Source organism: Cytobacillus oceanisediminis 2691 (assembly GCF_007678455.1).
Taxonomy (GTDB): Bacteria; Bacillota; Bacilli; order Bacillales; family Cytobacillaceae; genus Mesobacillus; species Mesobacillus oceanisediminis_A.
The window spans coordinates 258,581-277,242 of the sequence record NZ_VEEP01000006.1 but is presented as its reverse complement, the minus strand read 5'-3'; the positions used below and the strand labels follow the sequence as shown (position 1 = coordinate 277,242).

At 41.6% G+C, this 18,662-nt stretch carries 18 protein-coding genes and 1 pseudogene; 17 read left to right on the top strand and 2 right to left on the bottom strand.

Annotated features, from left to right (window positions below):
- Positions 1-4 precede the first annotated feature (4 nt).
- The 16 genes from FS736_RS13925 (at position 5) to FS736_RS13855 (ending at position 16,395) form a co-directional block, all read left to right on the top strand.
- Positions 5-1,504 carry a tripartite tricarboxylate transporter permease gene (locus FS736_RS13925; protein WP_144478249.1) on the top strand — a complete coding sequence of 500 codons (1,500 nt, stop codon included), beginning with the start codon at positions 5-7 and terminating at the stop codon, positions 1,502-1,504.
- Positions 1,505-1,537: 33 nt separating this feature from the next.
- A complete protein-coding gene (locus FS736_RS13920; protein ID WP_144478247.1) occupies positions 1,538-2,497 on the top strand; it encodes a sugar kinase in 960 nt (319 codons plus the stop codon).
- Between the two features lie 10 nt (positions 2,498-2,507).
- Positions 2,508-3,152, top strand: a complete 645-nt coding sequence (locus FS736_RS13915) for a bifunctional 4-hydroxy-2-oxoglutarate aldolase/2-dehydro-3-deoxy-phosphogluconate aldolase (RefSeq protein WP_144478246.1) — start codon at positions 2,508-2,510, stop codon at positions 3,150-3,152.
- A gap of 296 nt (positions 3,153-3,448) precedes the next feature.
- The gene (locus tag FS736_RS13910) at positions 3,449-4,894 is read left to right on the top strand and encodes a cell wall-binding repeat-containing protein (protein ID WP_144478244.1); all 1,446 of its coding nucleotides are present in this window, start codon (positions 3,449-3,451) and stop codon (positions 4,892-4,894) included.
- Between the two features lie 496 nt (positions 4,895-5,390).
- Positions 5,391-6,170, top strand: coding sequence for a transposase (locus FS736_RS13905; protein ID WP_144478242.1), 780 nt, complete (start codon positions 5,391-5,393; stop codon positions 6,168-6,170).
- Positions 6,171-6,253: 83 nt separating this feature from the next.
- Positions 6,254-6,427: a hypothetical protein gene (locus FS736_RS24345; protein WP_186326789.1), complete on the top strand. Its 174-nt coding sequence runs from the start codon at positions 6,254-6,256 to the stop codon at positions 6,425-6,427.
- 248 nt (positions 6,428-6,675) lie between these two features.
- The gene (locus FS736_RS13900; RefSeq protein ID WP_144478240.1) at positions 6,676-7,941 is read left to right on the top strand and encodes a ribulose-bisphosphate carboxylase large subunit family protein; all 1,266 of its coding nucleotides are present in this window, start codon (positions 6,676-6,678) and stop codon (positions 7,939-7,941) included.
- A gap of 13 nt (positions 7,942-7,954) precedes the next feature.
- Positions 7,955-9,313, top strand: a complete 1,359-nt coding sequence (locus FS736_RS13895) for a four-carbon acid sugar kinase family protein (protein WP_144478238.1) — start codon at positions 7,955-7,957, stop codon at positions 9,311-9,313.
- 31 nt (positions 9,314-9,344) lie between these two features.
- The gene (locus FS736_RS13890) at positions 9,345-9,995 is read left to right on the top strand and encodes a GntR family transcriptional regulator (RefSeq protein ID WP_144478236.1); all 651 of its coding nucleotides are present in this window, start codon (positions 9,345-9,347) and stop codon (positions 9,993-9,995) included.
- A gap of 29 nt (positions 9,996-10,024) precedes the next feature.
- On the top strand, positions 10,025-11,047 hold the full coding sequence (locus tag FS736_RS13885; RefSeq protein ID WP_144478234.1) for a zinc-dependent alcohol dehydrogenase: 1,023 nt from the start codon (positions 10,025-10,027) through the stop codon (positions 11,045-11,047).
- 31 nt (positions 11,048-11,078) lie between these two features.
- Positions 11,079-12,095: a TRAP transporter substrate-binding protein gene (locus tag FS736_RS13880; RefSeq protein WP_260983607.1), complete on the top strand. Its 1,017-nt coding sequence runs from the start codon at positions 11,079-11,081 to the stop codon at positions 12,093-12,095.
- A 91-nt stretch (positions 12,096-12,186) separates the two neighbouring features.
- Complete coding sequence (locus tag FS736_RS13875) at positions 12,187-12,675, top strand: TRAP transporter small permease (protein ID WP_144478232.1); 489 nt, start codon at positions 12,187-12,189, stop codon at positions 12,673-12,675.
- Positions 12,675-13,949, top strand: coding sequence for a TRAP transporter large permease (locus FS736_RS13870; protein WP_144478230.1), 1,275 nt, complete (start codon positions 12,675-12,677; stop codon positions 13,947-13,949). Before FS736_RS13875 ends, FS736_RS13870 begins: the two co-directional genes overlap by 1 nt.
- A 13-nt stretch (positions 13,950-13,962) precedes the next feature.
- Positions 13,963-14,616: a class II aldolase/adducin family protein gene (locus FS736_RS13865; protein WP_144478228.1), complete on the top strand. Its 654-nt coding sequence runs from the start codon at positions 13,963-13,965 to the stop codon at positions 14,614-14,616.
- Positions 14,616-14,921: a hypothetical protein gene (locus FS736_RS13860; RefSeq protein ID WP_144478226.1), complete on the top strand. Its 306-nt coding sequence runs from the start codon at positions 14,616-14,618 to the stop codon at positions 14,919-14,921. Before FS736_RS13865 ends, FS736_RS13860 begins: the two co-directional genes overlap by 1 nt.
- Before the next feature lie 364 nt (positions 14,922-15,285).
- Positions 15,286-16,395, top strand: a complete 1,110-nt coding sequence (locus tag FS736_RS13855) for a M20 family metallopeptidase (RefSeq protein WP_313959724.1) — start codon at positions 15,286-15,288, stop codon at positions 16,393-16,395.
- Positions 16,396-16,799: 404 nt separating this feature from the next.
- Here FS736_RS13855 and FS736_RS13850 read toward each other — a convergent pair.
- Positions 16,800-16,984 (bottom strand): annotated as a pseudogene (locus FS736_RS13850) (DNA polymerase III subunit beta); the annotation flags it as partial.
- Positions 16,985-17,032: 48 nt separating this feature from the next.
- On the bottom strand, positions 17,033-17,296 hold the full coding sequence (locus tag FS736_RS25165) for a DUF805 domain-containing protein (RefSeq protein ID WP_260983606.1): 264 nt from the start codon (positions 17,294-17,296) through the stop codon (positions 17,033-17,035).
- 370 nt (positions 17,297-17,666) lie between these two features.
- Between FS736_RS25165 and FS736_RS13840 the strand changes: the two genes are divergently transcribed.
- A complete protein-coding gene (locus tag FS736_RS13840) occupies positions 17,667-18,647 on the top strand; it encodes a LacI family DNA-binding transcriptional regulator (protein WP_144478224.1) in 981 nt (326 codons plus the stop codon).
- Positions 18,648-18,662: the final 15 nt, after the last annotated feature.

Genomic DNA, 18,662 nt, shown 5'->3' with positions numbered 1-18,662 from the left:
GAAAATGGATTTGCTCTTTCAGGGTATGGTAAATGTCTTTCAGCCTGAAGTTATTGCGCTTGTGATAGCAGGAGTTATAGTTGGGATCATTATAGGGGCACTGCCCGGTCTGACAGCAACAATGGGTGTAGCTTTGTTTTTGCCATTCACATTTGGTATGGAACCAACAACAGGAGTTCTTTTGCTGATAGGTGTTTATTTCGGATCTATTTATGGCGGTTCAATCTCTGCGATTCTATTGAATACTCCTGGGACCCCTGCTTCCGCTGCAACGGCAATTGATGGTTTTCAATTGACTAAGCAAGGAAAAGCGGGGAAGGCACTTGGAATTTCTGCCATTGCTTCAGGTGTAGGAGGATTAATAAGTGTGCTTATGCTTGTGTTAATTGCACCGCAGCTAGCAGAAGTGGCTCTCAATTTCAGCGCCCCTGAAATGTTTGGCCTTGCACTGTTTGGTTTGAGTATCATCTCCAGTATTTCAGGTGGTTCGGTGTTAAAGGGTCTAATCGCTGGAGTTTTCGGTCTTTTAATATCAACTATTGGAATGGACCCAATGACAAGTTTTCCTCGCTTTACATATGACCAGCTTTCTCTTTTGAATGGATTATCTTTTATTCCTGTCATGATTGGATTATTTGCTGTTTCGGAAGCACTTGTCATTATGGAAGAACAGCTTGCTGGTGAGAAGGGAATCGGAAAAGTTATTGCCAGTTATGTTCTCCCTAAATGGAATGAACTTAAAACATTATGGGTTTCCATATTCCGTTCAGGGCTGATTGGAACATTTATCGGAATTATCCCGGGAGCAGGCGCAGATATTGCTGCCTTCGTTTCCTATAATGAAGCTAAACGATTTGCGAAAAAAGAAGAAAAAGAAACTTTTGGAAAAGGGAATAAAAAAGCCATTGCTTCAGCTGAAGCAGCAAATAACGGAGTTACAGGCGGAGCGATGGTTCCATTGTTAACATTGGGAATTCCCGGTGATGCAGTAACAGCCATTCTCCTCGGTGCACTTGTGGTTCAAGGAGTACAGCCAGGACCGCAGCTGTTTGAAACAAGCGGTGAACTGGTATACACGCTGTTTGCAGGCATGATTGTGGCCAATATTCTTATGGTTGCTTTTGGACTAAGCGGGATTCGACTTTTTACAAAGATTTTGATGGTGCCAAAGAATATTCTTGGGCCAATCATTTTGGTTCTTTCTACAGTAGGAGCTTATGCGATAAGTAATAACTTTTTTGATGTTTATACGATGTTAGGTGCAGGAATCATCGGATATTTTATGAAGAAATACGGTTTCCCGGCTTCTCCTATCGTCCTAGCGCTTATTCTTGGTCCAATGGCCGAAAGTGAATTAAGAAGGTCGTTAGTTATGTCAGAGGGAAGTTACAGTATCTTCTTCGAACGTCCGATTGCGCTGGTTTTCATTATCATCTCAATCCTTTCCTTAGTCTTGCCGTTAGTATGGAGCAGATTAAAGAAAAATAAAACAGCTGCTCAATAGTCGGGAAATTCAGCAGGTTGGAGGTTAATCATTATGTTTCCTGAACTTGTAACAATAGGAGAAACGATGGCAATATTTGAAGCCAATTTGGACGGACCGCTTCGATATGTCCAGAATTTCAGCAAAAGATTCGGCGGAGCTGAATCGAATGTTGCCATAGGAGTAGCCAGACTAGGACATTCTGCAGGGTGGATCAGCCAGGTGGGGAACGACGAACTTGGCAAGTATCTTGTTTCATCAATCCGCGGTGAAGGAGTGGATACATCTCGGGTTGTCACCACTACCAAGGCAGCAACAGGTCTATATATAAAAGAAAGAATCCGTGAAGGATCTACCCAGGTATATTATTATCGAAGCGGATCCGCAGCCAGTCTTCTCACAGCTGAAGATATTGACTGGGATTATGTGAAAAACGCTAGAATTCTTCATCTGACCGGAATCACACCATTTTTAAGCAATAACTGTATGGAACTGGTTTTTGAAGCAATTCGGGTCGCGAAAAATAATAATGTGATGGTTTCCTTTGACCCAAACCTCAGATTCAAGTTGATGGAAGGGAAACCGAATGCTAGAGAAATCGTAATGGACATAGCCAGGGAATCAGATATTTTTATGCCTGGATTGGATGAAGCCGAGTTTTTAATGGGAACAAGGGATTATGACAAGATAGCTCAGCATCTTCAAAATACAGGCGTTTCTCAAATTGCAATTAAAAATGGAGAAATAGGGACGTATTATGTTTCAAAGTCTGAGGGATCTGGTTTTTCTCCGAGTATAAAAGTAGACAGAGTGATTGATCCAATTGGAGCCGGGGACGGGTTTGCGGCAGGCTTGCTTTCGGGAATCCTTGAAGGAAAGTCCCTTAAGGAATCAGTAGAACTGGGTGCAACAATAGGTGCAATGGTTGTTACTGTAAGAGGAGATATCGAAGGACTTCCAGACCGTGAAGCAATCGCTGGATTCAGGAAGAATAATAGGGACGTTTTACGTTAGGAGGTAAACCATGAAACAGGAACTGCTAAATAGAATACTAGAATCGGGTATTGTTGCGGTTGTCAGGCGTGTACCCGAAGATAAAGTCATGCATGCCATTTCAGCTCTGGTAGAAGGCGGAGTTACAGGCATCGAGATGACAATGGACTCTCCAAATGTTCTTGAAGTGATTAAAATGGCAAAGAAAGAATTCAATGGCCGGGCAGTAATAGGAGCAGGAACTGTTTTGGACGCGCAGTCTGCCCTCATGGCTATCCACGCAGGAGCCGAATTTCTGTTTGCTCCAACATTGAATGAAGAGACAATAAAAGTAGCGAACCGATATGGGAAAATTGCTATTCCAGGAGTTTTTACCCCGACTGAAATGCTTCAGGCTTATGAATGGGGAGCGGATATTGTGAAGATCTTTCCGGCCAGCACGCTTGGACCATCATTTATTAAAGACGTAAGAGGACCACTTGGGCATATAATGATGATGCCGACAGGTGGAATCGACCTGAACAATATTTCTGATTATATTAAAGCAGGAGCCGTTGCTGCAGGGGTAGGAGGCTCTTTGTTGAAAAAGGAATATATCGAAAAAGAACAATGGAATGAACTCACCCAACATGCTGGCAAGTTTGTTGAAATTGTAAAAGCTACAAGAAATGGATAGGTATTAGGAAGCATGGGAAGCATGGGGACGGTTCTCATGCTTCCTTTTTTATTTTGAAGCATGGGGACGGTTCTCATGCTTCTGGGGACATCGGTTTTACTTCTTCTTAGAAATGTGGTCACCATTTTAAAAAGGAAGCTGCCCTGCCGTCCCCCTCCGCTTAAATTAAAGAGAGGGAGCAGAAGAACCGTCCCTCTGCTCCTACCTCTGCTCCTACCTCTGCTCCTAAACATTACAATGAATAGTCCGATATGACTAGTGTGCTGAAAATTATGTAAAGAAAGGAGGATATTGGGTTGTTTAGAAAAATTGCATTTGTATTTTTGTTAACTGCGTTCATATTAGCAGGTACGATTACACAAGAGGTTTGGGCAGAAGGTGTCAAGTTGGACTCTGATGATGTAAGTTTGAAAATGAACGAATATGAGTTTGGCAAATACACTACTGGTACCGTCCAAGGCGTTTGGGAACCAGGTGAAACGGTTGACCGCTTCATCTTTAATGCTGGAGAAAATGGTCTTTATGGGGGTTTAAGTTTTGACTTAAAACGTTCATGGGCAAGGACATTGGATGATGTTAGACTTGAGAACACCCTTTTTGCAGAACTAAAAAGTGGCTCATATATTAAAATCTTTTTTGATCCAGGCGATGATGAAAATACAACAGTAAGTGGCGGACCAATACTATCCAGGAATGATGAAGTTCGAAAGCATGGCGGAGTAGGGCAGTTAACGGGAAAATTCATATTCGAGACCAAAAGAATAACTAATTTAGAAAAGGAATATACTTACGAACTTACATTCACTTTTTCAGAGCGTGCCAATGTGATCAGGTACGGAGGGAAGGATCGTTATGAAGTAGAGAAAAATTTAAATTCAGAACTATCTAATCAGAGCTTAGATACTATACTAATTTCAAGTGGCCTTAAATACTCTGATACTCTAGTAGGAGCTACCTTGAATAAGAAGAAAAATGCCACCATTCTTCTAGTGAACGACAATGATACTATTCTTGGGGCGAAAATAGAAGAGGCAAAGCGTTTGTTGAAGCCATCCGGCAAGGTATACTTACTAGGTGGGCCAGCTACCGTATCCACAAAGATTGAATCAGCGTTTAAAAAGCATTTTTCAGTAGAACGTATTGGAGGAAAGGATCGTCTCGAAGTGGCTTTGAATGTAGCAGAGATGGCAAATCCGCAGCCTACTGAACTATTTTTGGTGTATGGTTTAGTATTCAGTGATGCCTTAAGTGTTTCACCTGTTGCAACCGAACGGCAGGCTCCAATTTTGCCTCAATGGGGTGACAAACTGAAATCAGAAATTAAAGATTATGTAAAAAAGCACTCCAGCATTAAAAAGGTATACATCGTAAGTGGGACAGGGGTAGTCCCAGTTTCAATCGAGAGTGAATTAAAATCGATAGGTATTAGTGAAGTAGAAAGAATTGCTGGGAAAGACCGATTTGATACTTCTTTGGCTATTGCACAAAAGTTTTATCCCAACCCTTTAAGTGTATCAATTGCAAATGGACTGGTCTTTGCTGACGCCTTATCCGGTTCAAGAAATTCATGGGAAAATAATAGTCCCATGGTGCTAGTTAAGAGAGAGGGTGTCCCTTTCAATACACTTCAATATATTTTAAATCTAAGAAGACTTTGGTTTTTAGGCGGGCCAGCCACACTATCAGATGATATTAAAGTACTCCTGACTGGTGAAGATAGATTGGAGACTATTAAGTTTTAGTAAGCAAGGGGACGGTTCTCATGCTTCCGGAGAAATGTGGTCAGCATTTTTAAAAAAGAAGCTGCCCCGCCGTCCCTCCACTTAAAATTAAGAGAGGGAGCAGAAGAACCGTCCCTCTGCTCCTACTCTTAAAATAGTGAAACTTCTAATAAAATGGGATATGATTAATATAACTTCTAAATCACCTGTTACCTGCTTATCACCTCAATATTTCCTTCTTGCCTTTATACCATCCAAGCTAAATTACCAAGATAAAAGAGTACCCCCACTTTGACTAAAATGTAGAAAATCCGCTCATCTAATCAATCCAATCGTTATCCAACTACTTTTTGAAGCAAGGGGACGGTTCTCTTGCTTCTTGGTGCACCAGTTTTATCTCTTAGGGGAAATGTGGTCTGCGTTTTGTAAAAGTAAGTTGCCCAGCCGTGCCCCAATTAAAATTAGGAGAGGGAGCAGAAGAACCGTCCCTCTGCTCTCGAAGGGAGCGATAGATGGAATGCCACGGAAAGCAAGAGTGAAAAGTGTGAATGGAATTTATCATGTAATCCTCCGAGGGGCGAATCGACAGGTGATTTTCCATGATGATCAGGATAGTATGAGGTTTCTTGATATTTTAAAGAAATATAAAGGTAAGACAGGACTGAAGGTCTATGCCTGGTGTTTGATGAGCAACCATTTACATCTTCTTTTGAAAGAGGGGGACGAAAGCCTGTCTGTCTCTATGAAGCGAATAGCGGTAAGCTATGTCTCATATTACAATTGGAAGTACCAGACAACAGGTCACTTATTTCAAGATCGGTTCAAGAGTGAAAATGTTGAGACCCGTCTATACTTTCTTAACGTTCTAAGGTACATTCATCAGAATCCCGTTAAGGCAGGAATTACTCGTCGTGCCGAGGAGTGGGCTTGGAGCAGTTATGCTGGATACTATGAACAAGAGTACTATCCTGGAGGGTTGCTGGACCGTAAGAAGGTACTCGAATTGTTTAATGAAGATAAAGAAATTGCGGTTTTAAAACTCAAGGAGTTTAATGAAAAAGAAAGTGATGATTCCTGCATGGAAGATGAGAACTATAATCGAAGGAGAATTCCAGACGATGAAGCCAGAGCGAAGATCGAGCAGACGCTCGGTGGAATTGTAATTGCCCAGGTGAAAAGTATGCAAAAATCAGAAAGGGAAGAAGTACTAAGAAAGGTCAAAACAATCGAAGGCCTATCACAAAGACAGGCAGCGAGAATTTTAGGTATATCTGCTAGTTTAATTTTCAAAGCGTAAAATTAGGAGTGCAAGAAAACCTGACAGCTAATCTAAAGAATTAAATCTTTAGATTAGCTGTTTTTGTTTACAGGATAATAAAAATGAACAAAGGAATTTACCAAATGGGCAGCAGGGGTTACTGGTTATCTGCTAGTTTGTTTTTGGAAGGATTGGAAGCATTAGAACCGTCCCCATGCTTCCCCATGCTTCAAATTTATTGTTATTTTAAAAAAGTTTATATTTTTAATGGAAAAACTTCAGCTATTGATGAATAACGGTGTGGCTGCTATCTAAGTAATTTGGTACAGGAGGTTATATAGAAAAGAATTTTCTTAAAAAAAATCCTTCACTGAAGATCCCAAAGATAAGTTTAGTATCTCGAAATACTGTTACTATTTTCACAAATAAAAATATTCAGAAAACCATTTGACTTTGTAAGCGTTTTAAAATAATCTTAAAAACAAGAAATCTAACATAGATTTATGTTGGATATAAGTTAGATTACGAGAGCGAGGTGTGGAAATTGGAGAGTAAGAGAGTACTGGCCAGCTATCTTATTGAGACTGCTTATCCACTTGAATATGCTGCTGAAGTCATGGCAGGGGAACAGTCAACTGGTACATTCGTTAAGGTGCCAGGTGAAACTGCGGAATTGAAGGAACGGCATGGTGCCAGAGTAGTAAGCATAACAAAGCTGGAGAAAGTAAAGAATCCCTCTCTGCCGGGATCGAGAACTCCGCAACAGAAGGAAGGGGCAGCTTCGGATTATCAAAGGGCAATCGTAGTTTTATCCTTCCCATTCGATAATTTTGGTCCCTCTATACCTAATTTAATGTCGACTGTTGCGGGCAATTTGTATGAGCTAGGGGAGTTTTCAGGACTTAAATTAATCGATATCGAACTTCCTCAGGATTTTGCTGAGAAATATCCAGGTCCTCAGTTTGGAATAGCTGGAACAAGAAAACTAACTGGTGTGGAAAAGGGACCTTTAATCGGGACCATCATTAAACCGAGTATTGGTTTGCATACTGAGGAATACAGGCCAATAGTAAGGCAGCTAGCAGAAGCTGGAATAGATTTTATTAAAGATGATGAACTGTGTGCCAATCCGTCATTTGCTCCACTTGCACAACGGGTGAAAGTGATTATGGAGGAAATTGAACGGGCTGCCGACCGAACTGGGAAAAAACTGATGTATGCCTTCAATATTACAGGAGACATCGAAGAGCTTCGAAGAAATCATGATTTAGTATTAGAGGCGGGCGGAACTTGTGTAATGGTTTGTATCAACAGCGTCGGGTTTGCTGGCACCTCTTATCTTCGCAATTACTCTCAGTTGCCTATCCACGGCCACCGTACTCAGTGGGGGGCAATGTCTAGAAGTTCGCTGCTGGGGATGAGTTTCACTGTTTTTCAGAAGCTGGCAAGATTGGCTGGGGTGGATCACTTACATACAAATGGGCTGGATAATAAGTTTTCAGAGGATAACGATACAGTAGTTCAGGCGATTAAAGACTGCTTGACTCCCTTCATGGGGGGTTACGAGGTAATGCCGGTCCTCTCTTCAGCACAGTGGGCTGCAAGCGCAATCCCAACCTATGATGCAGTGTCTACAACCGATGTTATTCATCTGGCAGGTGGCGGTATTTTGGCGCATCCTTCCGGCAGTGCAGCTGGAGTCCTCAGTATGAGGCAGGGTTGGGAGGCGGCTGTGAAAGAGATACCTTTAGATGTATACGCTATGCAGCATCCTGAATTAGAACAGGCAATAAAGAAATTCACAAAATAGATTGGGTGGAATTATGAATCAGACAGAGTTGCTTCTGGCCTTTTACGGAGACGATTTCACAGGATCAACCGATGCAATGGAATCATTATCTTCCAGTGGATATCGTACAGTGCTGTTCCTTGAACCTCCATCGCAACGAATGCTGGAGAAATTCGATGGCCTGCAATGTATAGGGGTTGCAGGAACAAGCAGGGCAAAGACACCGGAAGATATGGAGGCGGAACTTAGACCGGTCTTTGAGCGGTTTGCAGAAATAGGCGCAACAGTTACACATTATAAAACATGTTCTACTTTTGACTCAAGTCCCCAGGTGGGCAGCATTGGGAAAGCAGTTGAAGTGGCAAGGGAGTATTTTACGGATCAAAAGGTGATTCCTCTTTTAGTCGGTGCACCCCCTCTTGGCCGGTATACCTTGTTTGGCAACCATTTCGCAAGAATGCATAACGCGGTATATCGACTTGATCGACATCCGGTTATGTCGAAACATCCAGTGACCCCAATGAATGAAGCAGATTTGCGAGTCCATCTGTCCGGACAATCCGCAGAAAGAGTCGGCTTAATGAGTATCCTCGATTTGGAGGGGCCGATTGAGAAGGTCAGAGAATATTTCCAAAACAAGATGAGTGAGCCGGGGATGCTGCTATTTGATGTACTTGATGTTGACAGGCTTGGGGTAAGCGGACAGCTCATTTGGGAGAAGGCAAAGGAACATAATCTGTTCATCGTAGGATCATCGGGGGTAGGATATGCCCTTGCCACACATTGGAAAAAGGCAGGAATCCAAAATACAGCACAAAACATAAATCCTAGTGAGTTACGCTCAGGTAAACCTGTTTTAGCCGTTTCCGGAAGTGCTTCCCCAGTTACACAAAAACAAATTGTAAGCGCAATTGAAAATGGGTTTCAAGGCATCAGGGTAACTCCCCAACAGATTCTAGAAGAGGAAACAATGCCTGCAGAGCTTATTGAAAAGGCAATTCAATTTATTAACGAAGGAAAAAGCGTCATTTTTTACACCGCAATGGGACCAGATGATTCCTCCATTAAAGATACTCGTGAACTCTTCGCTAAAAAGGGGATGTCAGAATTCCAATCAGGCGAACTCATCGGCAGGCAGCTAGGCAGGTGGAGCAAGGAGATTATTCGAGCTACCGGGCTTACCAGAGCGATTGTTGCTGGCGGTGATACTTCTGGATTTGTCACTAGAGAATTAGGTGTATATGGTTTGGAAGTATTACGTCAAGTTTCACCGGGTGCTCCTTTGTGCCAAACCTTTTCTGAAGATGAAGAAATGAATGGATTTGAATTGGCGTTAAAGGGAGGCCAACTGGGCGGACCAAATTATTTCTCTGATGTTAGGGACGCCAAGTAATAAACAAATGAAACATTAGGGTGGTAAGTAAATGGAAATGAAGACGAAAAATGCTGCAGCTCCTCTCCTTAAGGATGTAGCCTATCAGAAAATAAAAGAACAGATATTAGATGAAAGTTTTGCACCGGGATCGTTTTTATCTGAACGAGAATTGATTGAAATCTTGCAAATGAGCAAAACACCAATAAAGTCAGCTCTTGTCCGATTGGAAACTGAAGGTTTTGTCACAGTCTCTTCAAAGCAAGGCATTATCATCAATCCGCTTTCAATTGACCAGATCATTGATATTTATAATCTGCGAATTGCGCTGGAGAGTTATATTCTCACCCAAATATCAGGTAAGTTGACTGAAGAACAATGCAGATTGATTGAAATGAATCTAGCAGATACTGAAACAAAATGTGATGAGCTTGATATTAAAGGATTTACGAATGAAGATCATGCTTTTCACTTGCTATTATGCGAGTTCTCCGGGAATCGGGAAATTTATCGAGTGCTGCTGAATTATCAGGACCACCTCCATAGGATTACCTTAAGGCATTTGAAAAAAGATCCTCATCGTATGCACAAGTTCCATCAGGAGCATGTAGAGATTTATAAGAGTTTAAAGAGTGGGAATAATCAAGCAGTTGATCTAATCACGAATCATTTGCAAAAGTCTAAACAGAAATTACTTGATTAAGTCAGTTGTGGAGTAGGAGGAGGACAAAAATGAAAGCGGTTTATGTTGAGGATGCCTATAAGGTAGTAGTAAAAGAGGTGGAACTGCCTGAGGTCGAAAGCAATGAAGTGTTGATTTCAACAAAGGTAGCAGGTATTTGTGGCTCCGATATTCATACGTACAAGGGACTGCATCTTTTCAGAAAGCCGCCTGTGATTATTGGCCATGAAATTGCGGGGGAAGTAGTAAAGGTTGGAAGCGATGTACGGAATTTTAAAGCTGGTGACAGGGTAACAGTGGAGCCACAAACTGGCTGCGGAAAGTGTGACGACTGCCTGACAGGAAACGTGAATTATTGTAACAACAGAAAGGCACCTGGCATTAAAGGCTGGTATGGTGCCATGGCAGAGTATTTTGCAACGCCAGAAGAAACAGTGTTTAAATTGCCGGATGGCATGACTTATGATCAGGGAGTTTTGGTTGAACCTTTTGCTGTAGGAGTACATGCGGTGAGAAAGGCTGATGTGCAGCTTGGCGATAAAGTGGCAGTCTTGGGTGCAGGGCCGATTGGCCTTTTGACTGTTGCGGCTGCCAAAGCGGCGGGTGCGACAACAATCCTTGTTACGGATGTCATTGATTATGCACTTGAAGCTGCCGGAAAAATGGGTGCAACACATTCTATGAATATATCAAACAAAAATGATTGGATGTCAGAAGCTAAAAAGCTTATAGATAGCGAGTTTGATAAGGTCTTAGTTGCTGTGGGCGTACCTGGCATCATTGATCAATCCATTGCGCTTCTGAGGAAAGGGGGGAAATGTATAACCATTGCCATGTTCCATGGTACTCAAACCTTTGACATTGTCAATTTGCAACAGGGGGAAAAAGAAATCATTGGCTGCATGACTTATACAAGAGAGGATACATTGGCTGCTATCGATCTATTGGCAGCAGGGCATGTGAATGAGGAAGCTCTTATTAGTCACAAGCTTAGTTATCAAGATGCAGCAAAGGGCTTTCAGTTGGTAGATAAGAAAGAAGACTCATCTTTGAAGGTACTCGTAGAGTTTTAATCTTATTAAACAAACAAAGGGGAAGATGAAAATGAAAAAAGCATGGTTGATTATGATGACATTCATTCTAAGTATTGCTCTGTTGGGGTGCGGAGCAAAGGAATCTACTAAAAGTGCCAGTGGATCATCAGGTGAAGAAAAACAGGTTACGTTGAAGCTTGGACATATTGCGGCAGAAAATGATCCATGGCATCTTGGCGCGAAAAAATTCGCTGAGCTTGTGGAAGAAAAGACAAATGGTTCAGTTAAAATTGATTTGTATGCAAGCTCTACACTTGGGAATGACCGTGATTTGATCGAAGGAATGCAATTAGGTTCAGTTGACTTTGCGCTTGTAGCAGGTGTTCTCTCCAACTTCTATGAGCCTTATGCGATTTTAGAACTTCCATACCTATTCCGTGATCGTGAGCATATGCAGAATGTTTTGTACGGTGAAGTAGGTCAAAAGTTGAAAGAAGATCTGCTGGCTAATGCTCAGGTTCGAGGACTTGAGTTCTGGGAACGTACTCCGCGCCAATTAACAGCTAATGAAAAGATTACAAGCCCATCAGAATTAGATGGGATCAAGATTCGTGTCCCTGAAATCCCGGCTTCCATCGCCGCGTGGGAAGCAATGGGCGCAACACCGACACCTATGGCGTTCAGTGAAGTATACTCTTCACTTCAGACAGGTGTAATCGATGCACAGGAAAATCCAGTTGCACTGATTGAAAGCACAAAGCTGAACGAGGTACAGAAGTACTTAATTAACACAAACCACGTATATGGTTATGTCATGCTTACTATGAGCGACATTGCTTACAAGAAACTTTCAAAAGATCAGCAAAAAGCTGTAGAAGAAGCTGCTAAAGAGGCAACTGAATATGAAAACAAAATCGTTTACGAGCAAGAAAAAGAACTGCTAGAAAAGTTAACTGGTGCAGGCATGGAAGTAGTAGAAGTTGATACAGCACCTTTCATGGAGAAAGCAAAAACTGTACATGGTGAATTTGCTAAGAAATCTCCTGAAGCACAAGAGCTATATGACAGTATTGTAAATACAAAATAAAAGAATAAGTGGGGCGGGTACAGGATTGTTGATCCAGTGCCCACCTCTTTTTAAAAGGGATTGAAAACTTATTCCTAAAAGGGGAGTTACCATGCAACAGGTTGTTAAAGCCATTGACATGATCAATAAGATGGTCGGCATTCTCCTTGCTTTGATGCTGGGTGTAATGTCTATACTGATAATTTTACAAGTCATAAGCCGCTTTGTGATTAATTTGCCGCTTACGTGGTCAGAGGAATTGTCCCGGTACTTAATGATTTATATTGTTTTCCTGGGGGCCAGCTTAGCAATGAGGCACAATAAACTAATCTCGATAGAACTCTTGCCGGAGACCTTGACGGGTAACAAGCGCAAATCTGTCATTATTTTAGTAATGATTATTTCAATTATTTTCTTTGGAATTTTATTTATGCAAGGAATCGATATGCTACCTCTTGTCCAGATGCAATCATCACCAGGTCTCCAATTATCCATGGCAATTCCATATGCCTCAATTCCCATTGGCTCCTTTTTGCTTGCATTAAATTCACTTGCTGTCATATTGGATGAACTATCCACGAAGAAGGAGGGAGAGAGCTGATGGCTGCAATACTGATGGTTTTTATGTTGATATTTTTTGCTTTAAGTGTTCCAATTGCCGTTTCCATAGGACTTGCATCTGCCATTGCTCTTTGGTGGGATGGTGGAACACCACTTATTGTATTGGTACAGCGTTCGTTTACTTCCATTGATTCATTCCCTTTGATGGCCATCCCTTTCTTCATTTTAGCGGGAACCTTAATGGAGTTCGGCGGGATTTCAAAAAGGCTGATCAACCTGGCTAATGCTATTACAGGCCATCTGCCAGGAGGTCTTGCGATTGTCACAGTCGTAACTGCGATGTTTTTTTCTGCGATATCCGGATCGAGTGCCGCCACGACTGCTGCACTGGGTAGTATGCTGATCCCAGGCATGATCAGAAGGGGATACGATCCCAAGTTTGCTGGTGCAACACAAGCAGTTGCTGGAGAACTAGGTGTCATTATTCCGCCAAGTATTCCAATGATTTTATATGGTGTAACAGCATCAGTTTCAATCGGAGATTTATTCCTGGCAGGATTTGTACCTGGAATACTTATTGGCTTTGCTTTGATTTTGACTGTTTATGTTCTATCTAAGAAACATAACTATGTCAGGGAGCCAAGAAAATCTTTTAGGGAAATACTAGTCGCAATTAAGGAAGCGTTCTTTGCCTTGTTAATGCCTGTGATTATTCTTGGCGGTATCTATGGTGGCATTTTTACACCGACGGAAGCAGCAGGTATAGCGGTTGGTTATGCATTTATCGTAGGGGTTTTAGTCTACAAAGAAATAAAATTAAAAGAGCTTGCGAAAATCTTTACTCAATCGGCTGTGACGACAGCTACAATCATGTTCATTATATCAAGTGCGGGGTTATTTGGCTGGATTATGACCAGGGCAAATGTACCTCAACTGGTTGCAGAGTTTTTCATAAATATTTCGGAAAATCCAATCATTTTCCTGCTGCTGGTCAATCTTTTCCTTATTATTGTGGGAATGTTTATGGAGACTAACGCATCGATTATTATCCTGGCTCCATTATTGTTACCGGTTGCCACACAACTGGGAATCGATCCTGTCCACTTCGGAATCATCATGATCGTTAACCTGGCTCTTGGTATGTGTACACCACCTTTGGGTGTTAATCTTTTCATTTCATCCCAAATCGCCAAGATCCGGCTGGACCAAATATCAAGAGGGATGCTTCCGTACTATGGTGTGCTCTTGATAACGTTAATGTTACTCACGTTTATTCCAGCACTATCAATTGGTTTGGTAAATCTATTTAAATAAAGGATGAGCTCCATTGGAAAACTACGAAACTAACAGACAGGATCTTATCAAGACTGGTAAATTCATGATGGAATACGGATTAGCATGGGGAAACGCCGGGAACATTAGTGCCAGAGTGAATGAGGATACTTACCTCATTACCGCCAGTGGAACATTCCTTGGTGAATTAGAAACTGAGGATTTGGTTGAATGTGCTGTACTGGGTCAATCTATGGTTCAAGAGAAAAAACCATCAAAGGAAACGCCAATGCATCAGGCAATATATCAGAACCGTCCTGAAATTAATGCTGTCCTTCATGCATCACCTTTTTACAGCACATTGGTTGCCTGCTCCAATATTGATATCCCTTCAAATTGGTTTGTCGAAACCATGTACTATTTAGAGAGAGTTGAAAGAGTTGCTTATTACCACCCGGGAAGCCAGGCACTGGGAGAGGCGGTGGCTCAAAAAGCACCTAAAGCCAATATCCTGCTGCTTGAAAACCATGGGGTGCTGGTTTATGACACCAGTCTCAAGGAAGCAAGGATGGCATTGCAGACTTTGGAAATGGCATGTAAAATGCTTGTCACTGCCCATGGTGCAAAAATTGAAATGATGGGATTACCAAAAGAGATAGAGAAAAGCTTTCTTGATAACGCTGGCTATAAACCGCGGAGAACGTGGTGATGTACATAAGATGCCGGGATTATCAATGGACTCATGTGCTCGCCGGTATTTACAGCCATTTTAAAATTCTGCGAAAGAGCATTGCAAAAAAAATTCATCATGCGGTGACAGAGGTCAACCAATGTATTGAAAATATGCAAGTGGTCAACGACTATCTTTCCAGCCTTTCGTCCACCGCAGCATTGTTGGCAAAGGAACTGCATGCAGTAGAAGAGGTATTTTGGAGCTTGCTATACGAGCTGTCAGAGACATTTGGAAATAAGCCTGATTACAGAAATTCACCGAGGATGAAATTACACTGCTAGATACAAATATAAAGCTTGTCCATGTGATTGTCGCGCTCTTAAACACCCATCTATTCAAGCAAAAAGCACCTGACGCAAATGGATTGAAACCAATTAATCAAGCAGGTGTTGAAAGGGTTGCCAAAGAATCTAAAGAGACAACTGCTCCCTTAACGCAGCCAGTTTAGAAATCCTTTTGATGCAGACATGCCGGAAAAACAGGTAAAGCTGAAGCACAGGGTACGTCCCCATGCTTCTGAATGATATAATAGTAAAATCGTTATATTCTGAGGCTGCATAAAATATTATGCAGCCTTTATTAAATACAAAAAGAGAAAGCAGCGTGATATTAATGGATTCCATAAGGCAGTTTATGGAGGACCATTTGCAAGATATTTTAGATGATATCAAGTTTCTGGTCGAATGTGATTCTCCATCATTGAATAAAAAACTCGTCGACCAGTGTGGAGAGAGGATTCAGGAGCTTTTGTTTCACTACTTTGGTAAACATGCAGAAGTGTTGGAAGAAGAGAAATACGGTAATCACCTGAAATTTGAGTTCGGAGAAGGAGATGAAACAATCTTAATCCTTTCCCATTTTGATACAGTATGGGAGCCTGGAGATTTAGAGTTTAAAATCGAAGGCGATCTTGCCTACGGGCCTGGGATCCTGGATATGAAGGGTGGCCTTGTACAAGCAATTTGGGCAATAAAAGCCATCAAGGAATTGAATATCCCGTTCTCAAAGAAAATTGTATACCTTTTTACCAGTGATGAAGAGGTGAGCAGTCCGTCTTCGCGCTATGTTATTGAAGAGATAGCGAAAGATTGCGATTATGCTTTAGTTACGGAACCCCCCGTTGTTCAGACGGGTGCCTTAAAAACGGCAAGAAAGGGTTCAGCGCGGTATTATATTGATATTACAGGGAAGGCTGCCCACGCTGGCAACAACCATCATGAAGGAGCTAGTGCTATTCAAGAGGCTGCCAAAACCATCGATTTTTTAGAGTCCTTGACGGATTACGAGGTTGGAACCACCGTCAATGTTGGATTTATTAAAGGCGGAGGCAAGCTCAATGTCGTGGCTGATCATGCAGAGATTGGCATTGATGTACGGGCGATAACCAGTGAAGAACAGGAAAGAATTGATGAAATAATTTGTGAGCTGACACCTTTCACAGAGGGTACAAGTTTCGAGGTTACAGGAGGCGTCTCTCGCCCACCGATGGAACGAAACGAAGATACAAAAATCCTTTTCCAGACCGCAAAAGAAGCAGCAAAAGAAGAAGGCATCAAGTTAAAAGAAGCTTCTGTTGGAGGAGGAAGTGATGGAAACCTCACAGCCAACATGGGAGTCCCAACCTTAGATGGTCTCGGTATCATTGGAGACGGAATCCATGCAAGAAACGAACACATAATCATCAGCCAAATCCCTGAACGAGCAGCTTTTTTCTCCAACCTACTAATTAGTATTGGAACGAAAGAAGGGACGTAAGGACGGTTCTCCTATCCAATTCGGGAGTCGATATATTTTGGTGAAGCTGGACTTGGGCGGATCATCTCCCGTTCAACTCTATCCATTAAGCATGGTCTCAAACAGCTTAAAAGTAAATGATTCGCCTCGATTGGACGATTTGCCTATCTGAAAGGTGATAAAACACTTCTCTAGAAGCCCTTGAGAAAGCGATAAAGGAGTGATTGCGGCAGGATAATACATCGCATCGTTTGCGTACGTGAAAAAAGGCCCAATGAGCAGTTATTTACTGCTCATTGGGCCTTTTTTAAAATTTAAAGAAAGCACATGAGATTTTAAGATACATCATCATTTTTGAACAAACGTTAAGGTAGTCATCCAGCAGGTTTTGTAGTGAATTAGCCTATTGAATGTTGATAGTAAATGTCTTCTTCTTTAGGAATGAAAGATTCAATGGAAATATCGGAATCGCTGCCTGTAAGAGTTACTCCTCTTCATTTGCAACAATCTTGATACCAATCGAAATGGGGATCGTCATTCTACTTGTTACTGCCTTCATGACGTCCTGGACGCTTTGCAGCAGAAAGTCGCACTGGATAATAAATCTCATTTTTTAGCATCCGTTTTGGAATAATTTTTTTCTTAAGAACTTTAAGGTTCATGCCATACTTGTAATTGTTTGCTTCGCTATCAAAACAAGTAAGATCAGTAAGATAATTCCACCAACCAAAGGAATGAAATTAACTAAGTACATCCAGCCGCTGTGGCCAATATCATCTAATCTGCGAACTGTGACAGAAAGGGATGGAATCAGCATAAATAAATAATAGATAGCTAGGTGTACAAACAAAAAATCCGAATTCGCTGCCTCTTCTAAAAGATAGAGCGCACCAATAATTATTAGGTTAAATAAAGTAAACATCTAGTATTCTTTACGCCTTGCTCTGCCTTAAAATTGGCGTAATTTTTTATTGCCTTTAAATACCACTGCATATAATGACCCCACCATGACGTAATTATATATTTCTCTTATTTAACTTTATCAAATTTGAACTAAAAGCCTATCACCCGAAAAAGCGTACCTCTTATTGTATTTACCGGTATAAAGACACTCATCTGAATATATGATTACAAAATTTGTTAATGGGGTGAGACAAAGATCGATTTTCCCTTTAATTTTTCTATCCGGATTTAAAAGAAAAAAAGTTTCCTTGACCAAACTAACCTATGACATTTATACTGTATGTAACCGGTTACAGAAATTAAGATTGAGAGAAACGGAGAGAAAAAGATTGGTTACGATGAGAGATGTGGCTAAAAGAGCTGGGGTCTCAGTTGCAACTGTGTCCAGGGTTTTGAATGACAGTGGATACGTCAATGAAGACACACGAAAAACTGTATTAGCCGCAATCGAGGAAATGAATTTTAAACCAAACTCCGTGGCGCGCAGTTTATTTAAAAAACAATCGAAGACGATTGGACTTATTGTCCCGGATATCAATAACCCATTTTTTCCCCAGCTGGCAAGGGCTGTTGAAGATGTGACGAGTGAGTCGGATTTCACTGTCTTCCTTTGCAATAGTGATGGGAAGATTGATAAGGAAATTCGCTATTTTGATATGCTGCAGCAGAAATATGTTGATGGAGTGCTGGTGGTATCCAATACTCTTAAACCTGAGCATATTTCACACTATAATTTTCCGATTATTGCTCTGGATAGACCTTTGGATTCAACCATTCCCTATGTTACCTGCAACAATTACGAAGGTGCCCGAAAGGCGACACAGCATCTAATAGAGTGTGGATGTGTGAAGGTTGCCCATATCAGCGGACCTGAAAATATTGCTAACGCGAAAGATCGATTAAAAGGGTATGAAGATGCTGTCAGTGAAGTGGGATTGCATGATGAAAATTTGATTTTCCCTGCGGAGTACCAGATAGAATCGGCCAAGCAGGCTGCTTTTAAGTTGTTAACAAAATATCCTGAAATCGATGGGATTTTTGCGGGCAATGACGTAATGGCCATTGGTGTGATTAAGGCAGCTGAACTGCTCGGCTATAAAGTTCCGGAACAGCTTAAGGTAGTTGGATTTGATGGGATTGAATTCGGGGATATCATTTCACCAGAATTGACAACGGTTTCGCAGCCGATTTATCAGATGGGATCGACCGCAGCTTCCATGTTGCTGGATATGATAGAAGGAAGGCCTATTCATCAAAAGGAAACTACATTTCAAGTTGAACTAATAGTGAAACGCTCCACACAAACATAGAAAGGGGCATGTTTA

What these genes read in the sequence shown, in the direction of transcription:
- FS736_RS13880 (WP_260983607.1), top strand. Translation starts at nt 11,079, where the DNA reads ATGAAAAAAGCATGGTTGATTATGATGACATTCATTCTAAGTATTGCT.
- FS736_RS13875 (WP_144478232.1), top strand. Translation starts at nt 12,187, where the DNA reads ATGCAACAGGTTGTTAAAGCCATTGACATGATCAATAAGATGGTCGGC.
- FS736_RS13925 (WP_144478249.1), top strand. Translation starts at nt 5, where the DNA reads ATGGATTTGCTCTTTCAGGGTATGGTAAATGTCTTTCAGCCTGAAGTT.
- FS736_RS13870 (WP_144478230.1), top strand. Translation starts at nt 12,675, where the DNA reads ATGGCTGCAATACTGATGGTTTTTATGTTGATATTTTTTGCTTTAAGT.
- FS736_RS13915 (WP_144478246.1), top strand. Translation starts at nt 2,508, where the DNA reads ATGAAACAGGAACTGCTAAATAGAATACTAGAATCGGGTATTGTTGCG.
- FS736_RS25165 (WP_260983606.1), bottom strand. Translation starts at nt 17,296, where the DNA reads ATGTTTACTTTATTTAACCTAATAATTATTGGTGCGCTCTATCTTTTA.
- FS736_RS13885 (WP_144478234.1), top strand. Translation starts at nt 10,025, where the DNA reads ATGAAAGCGGTTTATGTTGAGGATGCCTATAAGGTAGTAGTAAAAGAG.
- FS736_RS24345 (WP_186326789.1), top strand. Translation starts at nt 6,254, where the DNA reads ATGAACAAAGGAATTTACCAAATGGGCAGCAGGGGTTACTGGTTATCT.
- FS736_RS13860 (WP_144478226.1), top strand. Translation starts at nt 14,616, where the DNA reads ATGTACATAAGATGCCGGGATTATCAATGGACTCATGTGCTCGCCGGT.
- FS736_RS13895 (WP_144478238.1), top strand. Translation starts at nt 7,955, where the DNA reads ATGAATCAGACAGAGTTGCTTCTGGCCTTTTACGGAGACGATTTCACA.
- FS736_RS13920 (WP_144478247.1), top strand. Translation starts at nt 1,538, where the DNA reads ATGTTTCCTGAACTTGTAACAATAGGAGAAACGATGGCAATATTTGAA.
- FS736_RS13890 (WP_144478236.1), top strand. Translation starts at nt 9,345, where the DNA reads ATGGAAATGAAGACGAAAAATGCTGCAGCTCCTCTCCTTAAGGATGTA.
- FS736_RS13905 (WP_144478242.1), top strand. Translation starts at nt 5,391, where the DNA reads ATGCCACGGAAAGCAAGAGTGAAAAGTGTGAATGGAATTTATCATGTA.